The organism is Paraburkholderia heleia NBRC 101817, from assembly GCF_000739775.1.
Lineage (GTDB): Bacteria > Pseudomonadota > Gammaproteobacteria > Burkholderiales > Burkholderiaceae > Paraburkholderia > Paraburkholderia heleia.
This window is the reverse complement of the sequence record NZ_BBJH01000070.1, coordinates 1-18739: the sequence shown is the minus strand read 5'-3', so window position 1 is coordinate 18739 and position 18739 is coordinate 1. Positions and strand designations below refer to the sequence as shown.

At 61.5% G+C, this 18739-nt stretch carries 13 protein-coding genes and 1 tRNA gene; all 14 read right to left on the bottom strand.

Annotated elements, in window-relative coordinates:
• Positions 1 to 116: 116 nt before the first annotated feature.
• Positions 117 to 2219 (bottom strand): elongation factor G, encoded by a 2103-nt coding sequence (gene fusA / locus BHE01S_RS35165; RefSeq protein WP_042272973.1) that lies wholly within the window; start codon positions 2217 to 2219, stop codon positions 117 to 119.
• Positions 2220 to 2366: 147 nt separating this feature from the next.
• On the bottom strand, positions 2367 to 2837 hold the full coding sequence (gene rpsG, locus BHE01S_RS35160; RefSeq protein ID WP_006053291.1) for a 30S ribosomal protein S7: 471 nt from the start codon (positions 2835 to 2837) through the stop codon (positions 2367 to 2369).
• A 208-nt stretch (positions 2838 to 3045) separates the two neighbouring features.
• Positions 3046 to 3426: a 30S ribosomal protein S12 gene (rpsL, locus tag BHE01S_RS35155; RefSeq protein ID WP_042272969.1), complete on the bottom strand. Its 381-nt coding sequence runs from the start codon at positions 3424 to 3426 to the stop codon at positions 3046 to 3048.
• A 276-nt stretch (positions 3427 to 3702) separates the two neighbouring features.
• Positions 3703 to 5550, bottom strand: coding sequence for a DNA helicase RecQ (recQ, locus tag BHE01S_RS35150; RefSeq protein WP_042272967.1), 1848 nt, complete (start codon positions 5548 to 5550; stop codon positions 3703 to 3705).
• 155 nt (positions 5551 to 5705) lie between these two features.
• Positions 5706 to 6035, bottom strand: a complete 330-nt coding sequence (locus BHE01S_RS35145; protein WP_157025847.1) for a hypothetical protein — start codon at positions 6033 to 6035, stop codon at positions 5706 to 5708.
• A 247-nt stretch (positions 6036 to 6282) separates the two neighbouring features.
• Positions 6283 to 10533 carry a DNA-directed RNA polymerase subunit beta' gene (gene rpoC, locus BHE01S_RS35140; protein ID WP_042272963.1) on the bottom strand — a complete coding sequence of 1417 codons (4251 nt, stop codon included), beginning with the start codon at positions 10531 to 10533 and terminating at the stop codon, positions 6283 to 6285.
• A gap of 21 nt (positions 10534 to 10554) precedes the next feature.
• Positions 10555 to 14661 (bottom strand): DNA-directed RNA polymerase subunit beta, encoded by a 4107-nt coding sequence (gene rpoB, locus BHE01S_RS35135; RefSeq protein WP_042272961.1) that lies wholly within the window; start codon positions 14659 to 14661, stop codon positions 10555 to 10557.
• Positions 14662 to 15037: 376 nt separating this feature from the next.
• Positions 15038 to 15412, bottom strand: coding sequence for a 50S ribosomal protein L7/L12 (rplL, locus tag BHE01S_RS35125; protein ID WP_027821097.1), 375 nt, complete (start codon positions 15410 to 15412; stop codon positions 15038 to 15040).
• A gap of 63 nt (positions 15413 to 15475) precedes the next feature.
• Positions 15476 to 15973, bottom strand: a complete 498-nt coding sequence (rplJ, locus tag BHE01S_RS35120) for a 50S ribosomal protein L10 (protein ID WP_042272958.1) — start codon at positions 15971 to 15973, stop codon at positions 15476 to 15478.
• Positions 15974 to 16296: 323 nt separating this feature from the next.
• Entirely contained in the window at positions 16297 to 16992 is a 696-nt protein-coding gene (gene rplA / locus BHE01S_RS35115) for a 50S ribosomal protein L1 (RefSeq protein ID WP_042272956.1), read from the bottom strand.
• Positions 16993 to 17424, bottom strand: coding sequence for a 50S ribosomal protein L11 (gene rplK / locus BHE01S_RS35110; RefSeq protein WP_027797945.1), 432 nt, complete (start codon positions 17422 to 17424; stop codon positions 16993 to 16995).
• A gap of 192 nt (positions 17425 to 17616) precedes the next feature.
• Positions 17617 to 18174, bottom strand: a complete 558-nt coding sequence (nusG, locus tag BHE01S_RS35105) for a transcription termination/antitermination protein NusG (RefSeq protein WP_028208939.1) — start codon at positions 18172 to 18174, stop codon at positions 17617 to 17619.
• A 1-nt stretch (position 18175) separates the two neighbouring features.
• On the bottom strand, positions 18176 to 18556 hold the full coding sequence (secE, locus tag BHE01S_RS35100; protein WP_028208940.1) for a preprotein translocase subunit SecE: 381 nt from the start codon (positions 18554 to 18556) through the stop codon (positions 18176 to 18178).
• Positions 18557 to 18593: 37 nt separating this feature from the next.
• A tRNA-Trp gene (locus tag BHE01S_RS35095) sits at positions 18594 to 18669 on the bottom strand.
• Positions 18670 to 18739: the final 70 nt, after the last annotated feature.

The window sequence follows — 18739 nt, the reverse complement described above, 5'->3', positions numbered from 1 at the left end:
TTCGAATTTACCTTTTGCCATGTTTCTCTTCTTTCAAAAAAGTGGTGAACCGGTGACTGTGCTACGCGGACCCGGCCCATGCCGGGTCCGCTGCGTGCTCAAATGAGCGCCGATGCTTACTTCGCCTTCGCGCTGATGATCGCGTCGGCCACGTTACGCGGTGCTTCTGCGTAGTGCTTGAATTCCATCGTGTACGTTGCACGACCTTGCGTCAGCGAGCGCAGCGACGTCGAGTAGCCGAACATTTCCGACAGCGGCACTTCGGCGCGAACGATCTTGCCGCCGCCAACCATGTCTTCCATGCCCTGGACGATACCGCGACGGCCCGACAGGTCGCCCATCACGTTGCCCATGTAGTCTTCCGGCGTTTCGACTTCCACAGCCATCATCGGTTCGAGGATGACCGGCTGGGCCTTGCGCATGGCTTCCTTGAACGCCATCGAACCGGCCATGCGGAACGCATTTTCGTTCGAGTCGACGTCGTGGTACGAACCGAACGTCAGGTGAACCTTGACGTCGACGACCGGGAAGCCCGCGAGCACGCCTGCCTTCAGCGTGTCCTGGATACCCTTGTCGACCGCGGGGATGAATTCGCGAGGAATCACACCGCCCTTGATCTCGTCCAGGAACTCGTAGCCCTTGCCCTGCTCGTTCGGCTCGAGCGTGATGACCGCGTGGCCGTACTGGCCGCGACCACCCGACTGCTTGACGAACTTGCCGTCCACGTCCTTCGCCGTTGCACGGATCGTTTCGCGGTAGGCAACCTGCGGCTTGCCGACGGTCGCTTCCACGTTGAATTCGCGCTTCATGCGGTCGACCAGAATTTCGAGGTGGAGCTCGCCCATACCCGAAATGATGGTCTGGCCCGATTCCTCGTCCGTCTGGACGCGGAACGACGGGTCTTCCTGCGCCAGGCGGTTCAGGGCGAGGCCCATCTTTTCCTGGTCAGCCTTGGTCTTCGGCTCGACAGCCTGCGAAATCACCGGCTCCGGGAACACCATGCGTTCCAGAACGATCGGGTGCTGCGGGTCGCACAGCGTGTCGCCCGTGGTCGCTTCCTTCAGGCCAACGGCTGCCGCGATGTCGCCGGCACGAACTTCCTTGATTTCTTCACGGTTGTTCGCGTGCATCTGCAGAATACGGCCAAGGCGTTCCTTCTTACCCTTGGTCGAGTTCAGCACGGTGTCGCCCGAGTTGACGATACCCGAGTACGCGCGGAAGAAGATCAGCTGGCCGACGAACGGGTCGGTCATGATCTTGAACGCGAGTGCCGAGAACTTCTCTTCGTCCGAAGCCTTACGCTCGGCGGTTTCGCCGTTTTCGAGCTCGCCCTTGACCGGGGGAATGTCCACTGGCGACGGCAGGAAGTCGATCACGGCGTCGAGCATGCGCTGCACGCCCTTGTTCTTGAACGCGGTGCCGCACAGCATCGGCTGGATTTCGCAGGCGATCGTACGGTCGCGCAGCGCCTTGACGACTTCGGCTTCCGAAAGCGCTTCGCCGCCGAGGTACTTTTCCATCAGCTCTTCGCTGGCTTCGGCAGCCGACTCGATCATCTTTTCGCGCCACTCGTTGCACGTGTCAACGAGTTCAGCCGGGATGTCGACGTAGTCGAACTTCGTGCCTTGCGAGGCCTCGTCCCAAATGATCGCCTTCATCTTCAGGAGGTCGACGACGCCCTTGAAGTTTTCTTCTGCGCCGATCGGCACCACGACCGGAACCGGATTCGCCTTCAGGCGGTTCTTCAGCTGGTCGTAGACCTTGAAGAAGTTCGCGCCGGTACGGTCCATCTTGTTGACGAACGCGAGACGGGGAACCTTGTACTTGTTCGCCTGACGCCACACCGTTTCCGACTGCGGCTGCACGCCGCCCACTGCGCAGTAGACCATGCACGCGCCGTCGAGCACGCGCATCGAGCGCTCGACTTCAATCGTGAAGTCGACGTGGCCCGGGGTGTCGATGATGTTGATGCGGTGCTCGGGGTAGTTGCCGCCCATGCCCTTCCAGAACGCGGTCGTAGCAGCGGACGTGATCGTGATGCCACGCTCCTGTTCCTGCTCCATCCAGTCCATGGTCGCGGCGCCGTCGTGAACTTCACCAATCTTGTGGTTCACGCCGGTGTAAAACAGAATGCGCTCGGTCGTCGTCGTCTTGCCGGCGTCGATGTGAGCGCTAATACCGATGTTACGGTAGCGCTCGATGGGAGTCTTGCGAGCCACTTTGATCCTCTATCGGGAGGTGCGCGCCGGGTCACCCCGACCGGGTTGATCCCAACGTGCCTGAACACAAACGGGCGAGGCGCTCGATAAGCGCACCCGCCCGGAATTTTTTCCGTTTTTTGAGCGAACCCCGGTAGGGGCTTTCTCTTAGAAGCGGAAGTGCGAGAACGCCTTGTTCGCTTCTGCCATCCGGTGAACTTCGTCGCGCTTCTTCATCGCGCCGCCACGGCCTTCGGCCGCTTCGGAGAGTTCACCTGCCAGACGCAGGGCCATCGACTTCTCGCTGCGCTTCTTCGCGGCTTCACGCAGCCAACGCATCGCCAATGCCATACGACGCGAGGGGCGCACTTCGACCGGAACCTGATAGTTCGCACCACCAACGCGGCGGCTCTTCACTTCCACCACCGGCTTCACGTTGTTGAGCGCGACAGTGAACACTTCCAGCGGGTCCTTGCCACCCTTGGTCTGGATCTGTTCGAAAGCGCCGTACACGATACGCTCGGCAACCGACTTCTTGCCGGAGAGCATCAGCACGTTCATGAACTTGGCTACATCAACGTTGCCGAACTTCGGATCCGGCAACACTTCCCGCTTGGGGACTTCGCGACGACGCGGCATGTTTCTTCCTTTAACTTTTCAGTTGAAGCGCGGGTTCAAACCTTGCGCTCCGCGGCCACCAACTAACCCGATTCATCCCGGGTTTTACTTCCCCGGACTTACCAGCCTGGTCGGGTGACCACTTACTCGACAGCACCGGCCAATCCGGCACCTGTCGCTTTTATCGCCGGCACTCTTGCGAGCACGACGACCCGTGCAACCTGGTTGCTTACTTCGCAGCCTTCGCGCGCTTCGCGCCGTACTTCGAGCGAGCCTGCTTACGATCCTTGACGCCCTGGGTATCCAGCGAGCCGCGAACCATGTGGTAACGCACACCCGGCAAGTCCTTCACACGGCCGCCGCGGATCAGCACGACCGAGTGTTCCTGCAGGTTGTGGCCTTCACCACCGATGTACGAAATGACTTCGAAGCCGTTCGTCAGGCGCACCTTGGCGACCTTACGGAGTGCCGAGTTCGGCTTCTTCGGCGTCGTCGTGTACACACGGGTGCACACGCCGCGACGCTGCGGGCAGTCCTGCAGGGCCGGCGACTTGCTCTTCGTAACTTCCGAAGCGCGGCCTTTGCGAACCAGTTGATTGATGGTTGGCATTGTTTATTCCTGAAATTGAACAAAATCGACGCATTTCTTTCCGGGCAAAGCGGAAAGCCACGCGTATCGAGCTCCGGATTGAGCAATTTGACGTTAGTTTTCGTCAAATCAATTGACGAGCACAGACATCCCAAAGACCGGAACCCAGCATGATATTCCGAAAAGACCAAGCGAGTCAATGGTTTGCGACATTTCGGACGACGGAGGAAGTGACAGCGCCGTGACAATCGGGCCGCGCCCGCAATACCCGGAACGCCCGGCGGGGAACGGCGCGCCTTATTCGTCGCCGACGACCTCGACGAGTTCCTCGCCAAAGCGCTCGAGCTTGCGCGCCCCGATGCCCGGGATGTCACGCAGATCGTCCACCGACTCCGGGCCGTTGCGCGCGATTTCCGCCAGCGTGGCATCGTGGAAGATGACGTAGGCCGGCACGCCCTCGCTCTTCGCGGTTTCGGTGCGCCACAGACGCAGGCGCTCCCAGCGCGAGCGCTGACGCGGGCTCATGCCAAGGGTCGGATCGGCGCGCTCACTCGTGCGGCTCGACGACGTGCGCGTACGTGTGGGCTTCACGTAACGGCGCATCGTGACGTTCTGCTCGCCCTTGAGCACCGGCTTGCTCGCCTCGGTGAGCACGAGCGAGCCGTAGCCGTCATGGTCGACGGTGAGATAACCGAACGCCACCAGTTGCCGGAAGACCGCGCGCCATTCCGGTTCCGAAAGCGCGGAGCCGATGCCGAAGGTGGAGATCTTCTCGTGCCCGCGCTGCAGGATCTTCTCGCTGCGGTTGCCGCGCAGGATGTCGATCAGGTGGCCGGCGCCGAAATTGAAGCCGCTCGCGCGCTGCGCGCGGAACACGCATGAGAGCGCCATTTGCGCCTCGCGCGTGGCGTCCCAGGTGGCGGGCGGCTCGAGGCAGGTATCGCAGTTGCCGCATGGCTTGCTCTCTTCGCCGAAGTACGCGAGCAGGCGCACGCGCCGGCATGTGGCCGCTTCGCACAGGCCGAGCAGCGCGTCGAGCTTGCCTGTTTGCACACGCTTGTGCTGCTCGTCGGCTTCGGACTCGTCGATCATCTTGCGCTGCTGCACCACGTCGCCGAGACCATAGGCCATCCACGCGTTGGCCGCCAGCCCGTCGCGCCCCGCGCGGCCGGTTTCCTGGTAGTAGCCTTCCACGCTCTTGGGCAAATCCAGATGCGCGACGAAACGCACGTCCGGCTTGTCGATGCCCATGCCGAATGCGATGGTGGCGCACATCACCACCCCCTCCTCGCGCTGGAACAGCTCCTGGTGCTTCTGGCGCACCTCGAATTCCATGCCGGCGTGGTACGGCAGCGCGCGCAACCCCTGCCCTTTCAGCCACTCCGCCGTTTCCTCGACCTTGCGGCGCGAGAGGCAATACACGACGCCGGCATCCGTGGTGCCGTCGGCGCGCGTATGCTCCGCGCGGATGAAGTCGAGCAACTGCGAGCGCGCATTGTCCTTCTCGACGATGCGGTAGCGGATGTTCGGCCGGTCGAAGCTCGAGACGAACACACGGGCGTCGTCGAGCGCGAGACGATGCGCGATCTCGTTGCGCGTGATGGCGTCGGCAGTTGCCGTGAGCGCGATGCGCGGCACGTTCGGAAAGCGCTCGTGCAGCACCGAAAGCTGGATATATTCGGGCCGGAAGTCGTGGCCCCACTGCGAGACGCAGTGCGCTTCGTCGATGGCAAAGAGGCCGATGCGCGTGCGCTCGAGCAACTCGAGAAAGCGCGGCGTCATGAGGCGCTCGGGCGCGACATAAAGCAGGTCGAGATCGCCCTCGCGCAGCGCCCGCTCGGTAGCCGCCGCTTCGGCGCCGCTCAGCGTCGAGTTGAGATAAGCGGCGCGCACGCCCACTTCCGTGAGCGCGGCCACCTGGTCCTGCATGAGCGCGATGAGCGGCGACACGACGATGCCGGCACCGAGCCCGGCTTCGTGCCGCACGAGCGCGGGAATCTGGTAGCAGAGCGATTTGCCGCCGCCGGTCGGCATGAGCACCAGCGAATCGCCGCCCCCAGCGACGTGCTCGACGATTTCGGCTTGCTGCCCTCTAAACGCGGGATAGCCGAAGACTTCGTTGAGGATTTCGAGGGAACGGGACATGAAAGCGGTGAGCGTGCGGAGCTAAGGCGATGGGCAGGATTTTACCAACCCGGACGAGCCTTAACCGCCGCCACCGTGAAGATTGGCCATTCGGCCAGAAGAAACCGCGGAAATCGCAGATCGCGAACGCGAACAACCCGGGCGAAGGAGGTACGTCAGGCAACGAGGCGCCGGCGTGCGACCCGAAACGCACCGACGATCGTCACGAGGGCCACGACCGCGGCGGCGATCGCAAATACGCTCGCGCCGAAGAGCACGACATTGGCGCCGACGAACGTCAGCGAGCCGATCGTGAGCAGCGCGGTGCCGCCCTTGACCCGGCCCGCCAGCAGCATGATGAAACCGATGATCAGGAATGCCCACATCACGAGGAAGGTCGCAAAGAAGTTCGCTGCGGACTGGTTGCTGACGTGATGCAGCAGCTGCGAAAAGCTGGCGACGCACGCCACCAGATTCAGGATGAGACCGACCCCGACCACCCACATGATTACCGCCTCCAGATTCAGATAAATGCCGCCAGTGCCGTACGGAAAGCCCCGCACAGGCGGGCTTGGCGCGCTACGTTAGCACGCCTCACCGATGCGCGCAGCGAGCCGACCGGCGCTGCGGCACGAGGCCGCAGGCTTGAGCGAGCAGTGCCGGCACCAACAAAAAAGCCGCCCGGTGAAAACCAGGCGGCTTTGGCGTGGGCATTCGAGCCCGCAGCGAAAGGCGGCTTGCGCCGCCCCGCGCTTACTCGTCCGTCGTATGCGGCTGTTGCGGCTGCTCGGCGGCCGGGGTTTCCGGCGTACCGAACTCGAACGCTTCTTCCGCTGCGATCTGGTCGAAACGCTCGCGATCCGACGACTCCTTCGCACGGCGCGCCTTGTGGAAGGCGAGACCCGTACCAGCCGGAATCAGACGGCCGACGATCACGTTTTCCTTCAGGCCACGCAGATCGTCGCGCTTGCCCATGATCGCCGCTTCGGTCAGCACGCGGGTCGTTTCCTGGAACGATGCCGCCGAGATGAACGAATCGGTCGAGAGCGACGCCTTCGTGATACCGAGCAGCACGTTCTCGTACGTTGCCGGACGCTTGTCTTCCGCGTTCATGCGGTCGTTTTCGTCCAGCATGTCCGAACGCTCGACCTGCTCGCCCGGGATGAAGCGCGTATCGCCGTTGTCGGTGATCTGCACACGGCGCAGCATCTGACGCACGATCACTTCGATGTGCTTGTCGTTGATCTTCACGCCCTGCAGACGGTACACGTCCTGCACTTCGTCCACGATGTAGCGCGACAGCGCCTCGATACCCTGCAGACGCAGGATGTCGTGCGGATCGGCCGGGCCGTCCACGATCATTTCGCCCTTGTTGACGACCTGACCGTCGTGGACCAGCACCTGCTTTTCCTTCGCGATCAGGAACTCGTGCTGATTGCCTTCGAGGTCCGTGATAACGAGACGCTGCTTGCCCTTCGTGTCCTTACCGAACGACGTCGTACCCGTGACTTCCGCCAGGATACCTGCGTCCTTCGGCGAACGTGCTTCGAACAGTTCCGCCACACGCGGCAGACCACCGGTAATGTCACGCGTCTTCTGGGCTTCGGTCGGGATACGTGCGAGCACTTCGCCGACCTGCACCTGCTGACCGTCCTTCACGGTGATCAGTGCGCCGACCTGGAAACCGATCTGCACCGAATGCTCCGTGCCCGGGATCTTCACCTCGTCGCCGTTCGCGTCGAGCAGCTTGACCTGCGGACGCACGCTCTTGGCAGCCTGCGAGCCGCGGCGCTTCACGTCGATCACGACGAGGGTCGACAGACCCGTGACGTCGTCGATCTGCTTGGCCACGGTCACGCCTTCCTCGACGTTCTCGAACTTCACCGTACCGCCGTACTCGGTGATGATCGGACGCGTGAGCGGATCCCACGTCGCGAGCTGCGTGCCGGCCTTGATCGCTGCGCCGTCGAGCTGCAGCAGCGTCGCGCCGTACGGCACCTTGTGACGCTCGCGCTCGCGGCCGTGATCGTCAGCGATGATGGCTTCGCCCGAACGCGAGATGACGACTTGCTCGCCCTTCGCATTCGTGACGTAACGCATCGTCGCCGTGAAGCGCACGGTACCGTTCGACTTCGCTTCCACCGACGAGGCCACTGCCGCACGCGACGCCGCACCACCGATGTGGAACGTACGCATCGTGAGCTGCGTGCCCGGTTCGCCGATCGACTGTGCCGCGATCACGCCGACGGCTTCGCCGACGTTCACGCGCGAGCCGCGGCCGAGGTCGCGGCCGTAGCACGCGGCGCACAGACCGTAGCGCGTTTCGCAGGTAAGCGGCGTGCGCACGCGCACTTCGTCGATGCCGAGGCTTTCGATCGTTTCGACCGCGTCTTCGTCGAGCAGGTCGCCCGAAGCGTAGATCGTTTCCTGCGTTTCCGGATTGACGACGTCCGCCACCGCGACGCGGCCGAGAATACGGTCGCGCAGCGCCTCGACGACTTCACCGCCTTCCACGAGGGCCTTCATCGCCACGCCGTTCGACGTGCCGCAATCGTCCTCGACGACCACGAGATCCTGCGTCACGTCGACGAGACGACGCGTCAGGTAACCCGAGTTCGCGGTCTTCAGTGCCGTATCAGCCAGACCCTTACGTGCACCGTGGGTCGAGATGAAGTACTGCAGCACGTTCAGACCTTCGCGGAAGTTCGCGGTAATCGGCGTTTCGATAATCGAGCCGTCCGGCTTCGCCATCAGGCCGCGCATCCCCGCCAGCTGGCGAATCTGCGTCGCGGAACCCCGCGCGCCCGAGTCGGCCATCATGTAGATCGAGTTGAACGATTCCTGACGCGTTTCTTTGCCGTCGCGGTCGATCACCGGTTCCGTCGAGAGCTGCTCCATCATCGCCTTGCCGACCGCTTCCGACGTATTCGACCAGATGTCGACCACGTTGTTGTAGCGTTCCTGCGCGGTGACGAGACCCGACATGTACTGACGGTCGTACTCCTTCACCTTCTTCGCGGCTTCGCCGACGATGGTTTCCTTCTGCGGCGGCACGAGCATGTCGTCCACGCAGATCGAAATCCCGGCGCGCGTTGCGAGGCGGAAGCCCGACTGCATCAGCTGGTCAGCGAAGATCACCGTTTCGCGCAGACCGCACTTGCGGAACGCGGTGTTGATCAGACGCGAAATTTCCTTCTTCTTCAGCGGCTTGTTCAGCACCGAGAACGGCAGACCCGGCGGCAGGATTTCCGACAGGATCGAGCGGCCAACCGTCGTTGCGTACAGCGAGACCTTCGGCACGAATGCCGGTGCGCCTTCCGACTTGTCCTCGTTGTGGACCATTTCGGTAATACGCACGTTCACGCGCGAAGCCAGTTCGACTTCCTTGTTCTCGTACGCGCGGAGCACTTCCGACACGCCCGTGAACGTCATGCCTTCGCCCTTGCCGTTGATCGCTTCACGCGTGGCGTAGTACAGGCCCAGCACGATATCCTGCGACGGCACGATCGACGGATCGCCGTTGGCCGGGAACAGGACGTTGTTCGACGCGAGCATGAGCGTACGCGCTTCCATCTGCGCTTCGAGCGACAGCGGCACGTGAACAGCCATCTGGTCACCGTCGAAGTCGGCGTTGAACGCCGCGCAAACGAGCGGGTGCAGCTGGATTGCCTTGCCTTCGATCAGCACCGGCTCGAAAGCCTGAATGCCGAGACGGTGCAGCGTCGGCGCACGGTTGAGCATGACCGGATGCTCGCGGATCACCTCTTCGAGGATGTCCCACACCACCGGCGTCTGGTTCTCGACTTCCTTCTTCGCAGCCTTGATGGTCGTGGCAACGCCCATCGTTTCCAGCTTGTTGAAGATGAACGGCTTGAAGAGCTCGAGCGCCATCAGCTTCGGCAGGCCGCACTGGTGCAGCTTGAGCGTCGGACCCACCACGATGACCGAACGGCCCGAGTAGTCCACGCGCTTGCCCAGCAGGTTCTGACGGAAGCGGCCGCCCTTACCCTTGATCATGTCGGCGAGCGACTTGAGCGGCCGCTTGTTCGCGCCCGTCATCGCCTTGCCGCGACGGCCGTTGTCGAGCAGCGAGTCCACGGCTTCCTGGAGCATCCGCTTTTCGTTGCGGACGATGATCTCCGGCGCCTTGAGCTCGAGCAGACGCTTCAGACGGTTGTTACGGTTGATGACGCGGCGATACAGATCGTTCAGGTCCGAAGTCGCGAAACGGCCGCCGTCGAGCGGCACCAGCGGACGCAGTTCGGGCGGCAGCACCGGCAGCACTTCGAGCACCATCCATTCGGGCTTGATACCCGAACGCTGGAAGGCCTCGAGCACCTTCAGACGCTTCGCGTACTTCTTGATCTTCGCTTCCGAGCCGGTGTTCTTCAGCTCGGTGCGCAGCGTCTCGACCTGCTCGTCGATATTGATCGCGCGCAGCAGCTCACGCACGCCTTCCGCGCCCATTTCGGCACGGAATTCGTCGCCGTATTCCTCGACCTTGTTGTAGTAATCCTCTTCGGTCATGATCTGCCGCGCCTTCAGCGGCGTCATGCCCGGTTCGATCACCACGTATGCCTCGAAGTACAGCACGCGTTCGATGTCGCGCAGCGTCATGTCGAGCACCATGCCCAGACGCGACGGCAGCGACTTCAGGAACCAGATGTGCGCGACGGGCGAGGCCAGCTCGATGTGGCCCATGCGTTCGCGGCGCACCTTCGCGAGCGTCACTTCAACGCCGCACTTCTCGCAGATCACGCCACGGTGCTTCAGGCGCTTGTACTTGCCGCACAGGCACTCGTAGTCCTTGATCGGCCCGAAGATCTTCGCGCAGAACAGACCATCCCGTTCCGGCTTGAAGGTACGGTAGTTGATCGTCTCCGGCTTCTTCACTTCGCCGAACGACCACGAGCGGATCTTGTCCGGCGAGGCCAGACCGATCTTGATCGCGTCAAAAACTTCTTCTTGTTGGACTTGCTTGAATAGATCGAGCAGAGCTTTCATTGCCTTCTCTCCGTAGTCCGATTAGTTGCGGTCGAGGTCGATGTCGATGCCGAGCGAGCGGATTTCCTTCACCAGCACATTGAAGGATTCCGGCATGCCCGCGTCGATCACGTGGTCGCCCTTGACGAGGTTCTCGTACACCTTCGTCCGGCCCGTCACGTCATCGGACTTCACCGTCAACATTTCCTGCAGCACATACGAAGCGCCATACGCTTCGAGCGCCCACACTTCCATTTCACCGAAGCGCTGACCACCGAATTGCGCCTTGCCACCCAGCGGCTGCTGCGTCACGAGCGAGTACGGACCCGTCGAACGCGCGTGCATCTTGTCGTCGACAAGGTGGTGCAGCTTCAGGTAGTGCATGTAGCCCACGGTGACCGTACGCTCGAACATCTCGCCCGTGCGGCCGTCGTACAGACGCACCTGGTTCTTCGAGGGCGTCATGCCGAGGTTCGTCGCGATGTCGTCCGGGAACGCCAGGTCGAGCATCTTCGACATTTCCTCTTCGGTCGCACCGTCGAACACCGGCGTTGCGAACGGCACGCCTTCGCGCAGGTTCTTCGCGAGTTCGAAGATTTCGTCGTCGCTGAAGCTGTCGAGGTCTTCCTTGTGGCCCGATTCGTTGTAGATCTTCGTGAGGAACTCACGCAGCTCCGCAACCTTCGTCTGACGCTGCAGCATTTCGCCGATCCGCCAGCCCAGACCCTTCGCGGCCCAACCGAGGTGCACTTCGAGAACCTGCCCCACGTTCATCCGTGACGGCACGCCGAGCGGGTTCAGCACGACGTCTGCCGGACGGCCGTCGGCCATGTACGGCATGTCTTCGATCGGCACGATCTTCGACACCACACCCTTGTTACCGTGACGGCCGGCCATCTTGTCGCCAGGCTGCAGACGGCGCTTCACCGCGAGGTACACCTTGACCATCTTCAGCACGCCCGGCGGCAGTTCGTCGCCTTGCGTGAGCTTCTTGCGCTTCTCTTCGAAGGCCAGATCGAACTGGTGACGCTTCTCTTCGATCGAGTTCTTGATCGCTTCGAGCTGCGCCGCTGCTTCTTCGTCCGCGAGACGGATGTCGAACCAGTGGTAGTGATCCAGATCTTCGAGGTACGCGCGCTCGATCTTCGTGCCCTTCGCGAGCTTCTTCGGACCGCCGTTCGCGACCTTGCCTTCGAGCATGCGTGCGAGACGCTGGAACGCGTCGCCTTCCACGATGCGCAGCTGGTCGTTCAGGTCGAGGCGATAGCGCTTCAGTTCATCGTCGATGATCTGTTGTGCGCGCTTGTCGCGCTGGATGCCTTCACGCGTAAACACCTGCACGTCGATGACCGTGCCGCTCATGCCCGAGGGCACGCGCAGCGACGTATCCTTCACGTCCGAAGCCTTCTCGCCGAAGATCGCGCGCAGCAGCTTTTCTTCCGGCGTGAGCTGGGTTTCGCCCTTCGGCGTGACCTTGCCCACGAGCACGTCGCCCGCTTCGACTTCCGCGCCGATGTACACGATGCCCGACTCGTCGAGACGGCCAAGCTGCACTTCCGCGAGGTTCGAAATGTCGCGCGTGATTTCTTCCGGTCCGAGCTTCGTGTCGCGTGCCACGACGTTCAGTTCTTCGATGTGGATCGACGTGTAGCGGTCGTCCGCAACCACTTTCTCCGAGATCAGGATCGAGTCTTCGAAGTTGTAGCCGTTCCACGGCATGAACGCGATCAGCATGTTCTGGCCGAGCGCGAGCTCGCCCAGATCGGTCGATGCGCCATCGGCCAGCACGTCGCCGCGCGCAACCTTGTCGCCCATCTTGACGATCGGACGCTGGTTGATGTTCGTGTTCTGGTTCGAACGCGTGTACTTGATGAGGTTGTAGATGTCCACGCCGACTTCACCGGCGACGGCTTCATCGTCGTTCACGCGAATCACGATACGGCCTGCGTCGACGTAGTCGACCACGCCGCCACGCAGCGCCTGAACCGTCGTACCCGAGTCGACCGCAACCGTGCGCTCGATGCCCGTACCGACGACCGGTTTTTCCGGACGCAGGCAAGGCACGGCCTGACGCTGCATGTTCGAGCCCATCAGTGCACGGTTCGCGTCGTCGTGCTCGAGGAACGGAATCAGCGAGGCTGCGACCGAGACGATCTGCGACGGCGCCACGTCCATGTACTGGATGCGGTCCGGCGTGACCATCAGCGTTTCGCCCGCTTCACGCGACGACACCAGTTCGTCGGTCAGCGTGCCGTCTTCAGCCACTGCCGCGTTCGCCTGAGCGATCACGTAACGGCCTTCTTCGATCGCCGACAGGTAGTCGATCTGGTCGGTCACCTTGCCGTCCGCAACCTTGCGATACGGCGTTTCGAGGAAGCCGTATTCGTTCAGGTGCGCGTACAGAGCGAGCGAGTTGATCAGACCGATGTTCGGACCTTCCGGCGTCTCGATCGGGCACACGCGGCCATAGTGGGTCGGGTGCACGTCGCGGACTTCGAAGCCTGCGCGCTCACGCGTCAGACCGCCCGGGCCCAGTGCGGAAACACGACGCTTGTGCGTGATTTCCGAGAGCGGGTTGGTCTGGTCCATGAACTGCGACAGCTGCGACGAACCGAAGAACTCGCGGATCGCCGACGAAATCGGCTTCGAGTTGATCAGGTCGTGCGGCATCAGGTTTTCGCTTTCGGCCTGGCCGAGGCGTTCCTTCACGGCGCGTTCGACGCGCACGAGACCCGCGCGGAACTGGTTCTCCGCGAGTTCGCCCACGCAACGCACGCGACGGTTGCCGAGGTGGTCGATGTCGTCCACTTCGCCCTTGCCGTTGCGCAGTTCGACGAGGATCTTGATGGTCGCGAGGATGTCGTCGTCCTGCAGCGTCATCGGGCCGACGATTTCGTCGCGGCCCACGCGGCGGTTGAACTTCATACGACCCACCTTCGAGAGGTCGTACGCTTCTTCGCTGTAGAACAGGCGGTTGAACAGCGCCTCGACCGCTTCTTCGGTCGGCGGCTCGCCCGGACGCATCATGCGGTAGATCGCAATGCGCGCGGCCATCTTGTCGGCGGTTTCGTCGATACGCAGCGTCGACGAGATGTACGGACCCTGGTCCAGATCGTTCGTGTAGAGCGTCTGGATGTCCTTGATCTTCGCTTCGCGCAGCTTCTCGAGCACGGTTTCGGTGATCTCGTCGTTCGCGTTCGCGATCACTTCGCCCGTGTCGCCGTCGACGACGTTCTTCGCGAGAACGCGGCCGAGCAGATAATCTTCGGGGACCGAAATGTACGTCGTCTTCGCGCTTTCGAGGTCGCGAATGTGCTTCGCGTTGATGCGCTTGTCCTTCTGGACAATGACCTTGCCTTCGCGGTCGCTGATGTCGAAGCGCGCGACTTCACCGCGCAGACGCTCCGGCACGAACTCCATCTGCGCGCCTTCCGGCATCAGCGTGAAGTTGTCGAATACGAAGAAGTTCGCGAGGATCTGTTCCGGCGTGAGGCCGATCGCCTTCAGCAGGATCGTGACCGGCATCTTGCGGCGACGGTCGACGCGGAAGTACAGCACGTCCTTCGGGTCGAACTCGAAGTCGAGCCACGAACCGCGGTAAGGAATGATACGTGCCGAGAAGAGCAGCTTGCCCGAGCTGTGCGTCTTGCCCTTGTCGTGTTCGAAGAACACGCCAGGCGAGCGATGCAGCTGCGAGACAATGACACGCTCGGTGCCGTTGATGACGAACGAACCGGTAGGCGTCATGAGCGGGATTTCGCCCATGTACACTTCCTGCTCCTTCACTTCCTTGACGACCGGCTTGCTCGGCGATTCCTTGTCGAGCAGGACGAGACGGACCTTGGCGCGCAGCGCCGAGCAGTACGTCAGGCCGCGTTGCTGGCATTCCTTGATGTTGAATGCCGGCGACGACAGCATGTAGCTGACGAACTCTAGACGAGCAAAGCCGTTATGGGAAACAATAGGAAAAACGGACGAAAACGCTGCCTGCAGACCTTCCGGTTTGCGTTGTGCGGTCGCCGTTTCTGCTTGCAGGAATGTGCTGAATGATTCAAGCTGGGTAGCCAGCAGGAAAGGAACCTGGTGAACGATGGGGCGTTTCGCGAAACTCTTGCGAATACGCTTCTTCTCGGTGAAGGAATAGTGCATACGATCTCCGAATCACGGCGGGTAGGACGACCCGAGTGTTCACCGACTGAGACCCGATGGCTTCGCGAGCCCTGGAAGCTTGGTGGTTGGCCTCTACCAACCGCTGGCTGACGGCAACGGATTTCGGCTTGTCATAACGTGCCCGCTGCCCGACCAAACTTGCCTTCTGCAGTCGCTTCAGAAGACAAAGAGAAGCGTCGTGCGCCCCGATGGTGCCCTTGAGGCCCTCACCCGGCGAAAGACGTTTTTCTTTGGCTTCTGGGTCCCGCATCCCGCCTCCGACTTCTAAAAAATCGAACACAAAAACGCAGAACCCACAAAGCACAAAAAGGCCGGCGGTGTAAAAACCGCCAGCCTTCGCACAGCGCGCTGAAACTTACTTGATTTCAGCCTTCGCGCCGGCTTCTTCCAGCTTCTTCTTCGCTTCTTCAGCAGCAGCCTTGGGCACCGCTTCCTTCACGGGCTTCGGTGCGCCGTCGACCAGGTCCTTCGCTTCCTTCAGGCCGAGACCCGTCAGTTCGCGAACGGCCTTAATGACCGAAACCTTGTTTGCGCCGGCTTCGAGCAGGTTGACCGTGAATTCGGTCTGCTCTTCAGCAGCAGCAGCAGCGCCGCCGCCTGCCGGGCCAGCGACTGCCACAGCAGCTGCCGACACGCCAAACTTCTCTTCGAAAGCCTTGACCAGTTCGTTCAGTTCGAGAACCGACATCGAGCCGACGGCTTCGAGGATGTCTTCTTTTGCGATTGCCATTTGTAATTACTCCAGATTTGAATTCGGAAACAGCTAGCGATCTTTCTCGCTTGCCTGTCGTTATTAAGCAGCTTCGGCTTGCTTCTTTTCCGCCAGCGCGGCCAGAGCGCGCGCCATACCGGAAACCGGAGCCTGCATAACGAACAGCAGCTTCGAGAGCAGTTCTTCGCGGCTCGGGATGCTGGCCAGCGCTTGCACGCCTGCCTTGTCCATCACCTTGCCTTCGTAGGAACCAGCCTTGATGACCAACTTGTCATTGCCCTTCGCGAAGTCATTGACGACCTTCGCAGCAGCAATGGCATCTTCCGAGATGCCGTAGATCAGGGGGCCAGTCATCTGCTCTGCCAGCGGAGCAAACGGGGTACCTTCGACAGCGCGACGCGCCAGCGTGTTCTTCAACACGCGGAGGTACACCTGCTGCTCACGCGCTTTCGCGCGCAGCTTGGTCAGATCGCCAACCGCGATTCCACGATACTCGGCCAACACGACGGTCTGAGCCTTCGCGACTTGCGCGGAGACTTCAGCCACGACGGCCTGCTTATCTTCTTTGTTCAGTGGCACGGTTAACCTCCAGATTCGACACACTTTGCTTTCGCTACATGCGCCGCGTTCAACAACGGCGACCGACCAGTCCGGAGTAACTCAGCTCGCTTCGTCGGGCGTTACCGCCCGCTTCCACTTACTACAGCACTTCAAAACCTTTTCGGGTTCGCCATCTGCGTTGGCTTTACATTAAGGAAGCACCCAACTACTGCACTTCCGCCAACGGTCTTTGACAACCGGTTGCGCCGCGCTTGCTGCCGCTGCACAACCGCCCAAAGCCCTTTAAATCCGCGCTGCGGTCCGACCCAACTTCGTTTCGAACTTCAGCGCGGCGAAACTTGTTACGCTGCGAGCGACGTCTGGTCGACGCGAACGCCAACGCCCATCGTGCTCGAGACAGCGATCTTGCGCAGGTACACGCCCTTGCTCGTTGCCGGCTTCGCCTTGGTCAGCGCGTCGAGGAGCGCGTCCAGGTTGCTGCGCAGCGCGGTCGGCTCGAACGACGCACGGCCGATGGTCGCGTGGATGATACCGGCCTTGTCGACACGGAATTGCACCTGACCCGCCTTGGCGTTCTTGACAGCAGTCGCGACGTCCGGCGTCACGGTGCCGACCTTCGGGTTCGGCATCAGGCCGCGCGGGCCGAGAATCTGACCGAGCGTACCGACGACGCGCATCGTGTCCGGCGAAGCGATCACGATGTCGAAGTTCAGGTTGCCGCCCTTGATCTGCTCGGCGAGGTCTTCCATACCGACGATCTCTGCGCCTGCTGCCTTGGCTTGTTCAGCCTTCTCACCTTGCGCGAACACCGCAACGCGGACCGACTTGCCGGTACCGGCGGGCAGAACGACCGAGCCGCGAACGACCTGATCCGACTTCTTCGCATCGATGCCGAGCTGCACGGCAACGTCGATCGACTCGTCGAACTTCGCCGTGGCGCATTCCTTCACGAGCGACAGTGCGTCGCCGATCGGGTACTGTTTTTGGCGGTCGATCTTGGCAGCCAGTGCCTTTTGACGCTTGGAAACCTTAGCCATTTACACGCCCTCCACGACGATGCCCATCGAGCGGGCGCTACCAGCGATCGTGCGAACCGCTGCATCCATATCGGCTGCCGTGAGGTCCGGCATCTTGGTCTTGGCGATTTCCTCGGCTTGCGCGCGGGTGATCGTAGCGACCTTGTCGGTGTGCGGCTTGGCCGAACCCTTGTCGACCTTCGCTGCCTTCTTGATCAGAACCGTAGCCGGCGGCGTCTTCAGGATGAACGTGAAGCTCTTGTCCGCGAATGCCGTGATCACGACCGGAACCGGCAGACCCGGTTCCATGGCTTGAGTCTGCGCGTTGAACGCCTTGCAGAACTCCATGATGTTCAGGCCGCGCTGACCCAGCGCCGGGCCGACCGGCGGCGACGGATTGGCTTTACCTGCAGGAATCTGCAGCTTGATAAAGCCGATGATTTTCTTTGCCATGTTGAAAACCTCTTTGGAACGCGTGAGCGTTCTGGTGAGTGGTAGCGCGCGCTCGCCACAATCTTCGCTGTGCCAACTGCTTTGACGACATTGACAGCCGACTGGACTACTAGCGCTCCTCTACGGTCATAACGCGGACCGTAAGCGCGGAAAAACGGATCGCACCCGAGGCGCGATCCGTAGATATTCGATTTACAGCTTTTCGACCTGGCCGAATTCGAGCTCGACCGGTGTAGCGCGACCGAAAATGGTAACAGAGACCCGGACGCGCGATTTCTCGTAGTTGACTTCTTCGACGCTGCCGTTGAAGTCCGTGAACGGACCTTCCTTCACGCGGACCATCTCGCCGACTTCGAACAGGGTCTTGGGGCGCGGCTTCTCAACGCCTTCCTGCATCTGCGACATGATCTTTTCGACTTCGCGCGGCGAAATCGGGCTCGGGCGATTGCGCGCCCCGCCGACGAAACCGGTCACCTTTGCCGTGTTCTTCACGAGGTGCCACGTTTCGTCTGTCATTTCCATCTCAACCAGGACGTAACCCGGGAAGAAACGACGTTCGGTCACCGATTTGTGACCACCCTTCACCTCGACCACTTCTTCAGTCGGAACGAGGATCTGGCCAAACTTGTCCTGCATGCCAGCACGTTCGATGCGCTCCTGAAGCGCACGTTGCACGCTCTTCTCCATGCCGGAGTAGGCGTGCACCACATACCAACGCTTTCCGCTCGGGGATGCCGGTGTATCGCTCATATCATTTCCAACCCAGAATCGCCGAGAAAATCACCCACTCGATGGATTTGTCGCAAACCCACAGAATGATGGCCATTGCCAGCACAAAACCGAAGACCACCAGCGTCGTTTGCGTGGCCTCTTTGCGAGTCGGCCAGACGACCTTGCGAACTTCCTTGTACGAGTCTTTGGCAAACGCGATGAAGCTCTTGCCGGGCGCCGAGAGAAGACCGACTACCACCCCCGCGATCACGCCCACTGCGAGCGCTGCACCGCGGACATACCACTCCTGGCTACCGAGCCAGTAGAACCCTACGAACCCGGCCACAACCAACAATACGCCCGCCGCAAGCATCAGCTTGTCGCTGGAAGTATTAACAGTTTCGACGGAAGGATTCGCCATAACACCCTAAAGAACAACGCGCCGAGGCGCGAGAAGTTGGCAGGGGCAGAGGGAATCGAACCCCCAACCTTCGGTTTTGGAGACCGACGCTCTGCCAGTTGAGCTATACCCCTAAACCATTTTGGGGTTGGCGGCATCGCCAACCCCGGAACCACTTAGTCGATCAACGAGACTGGCAAAAAC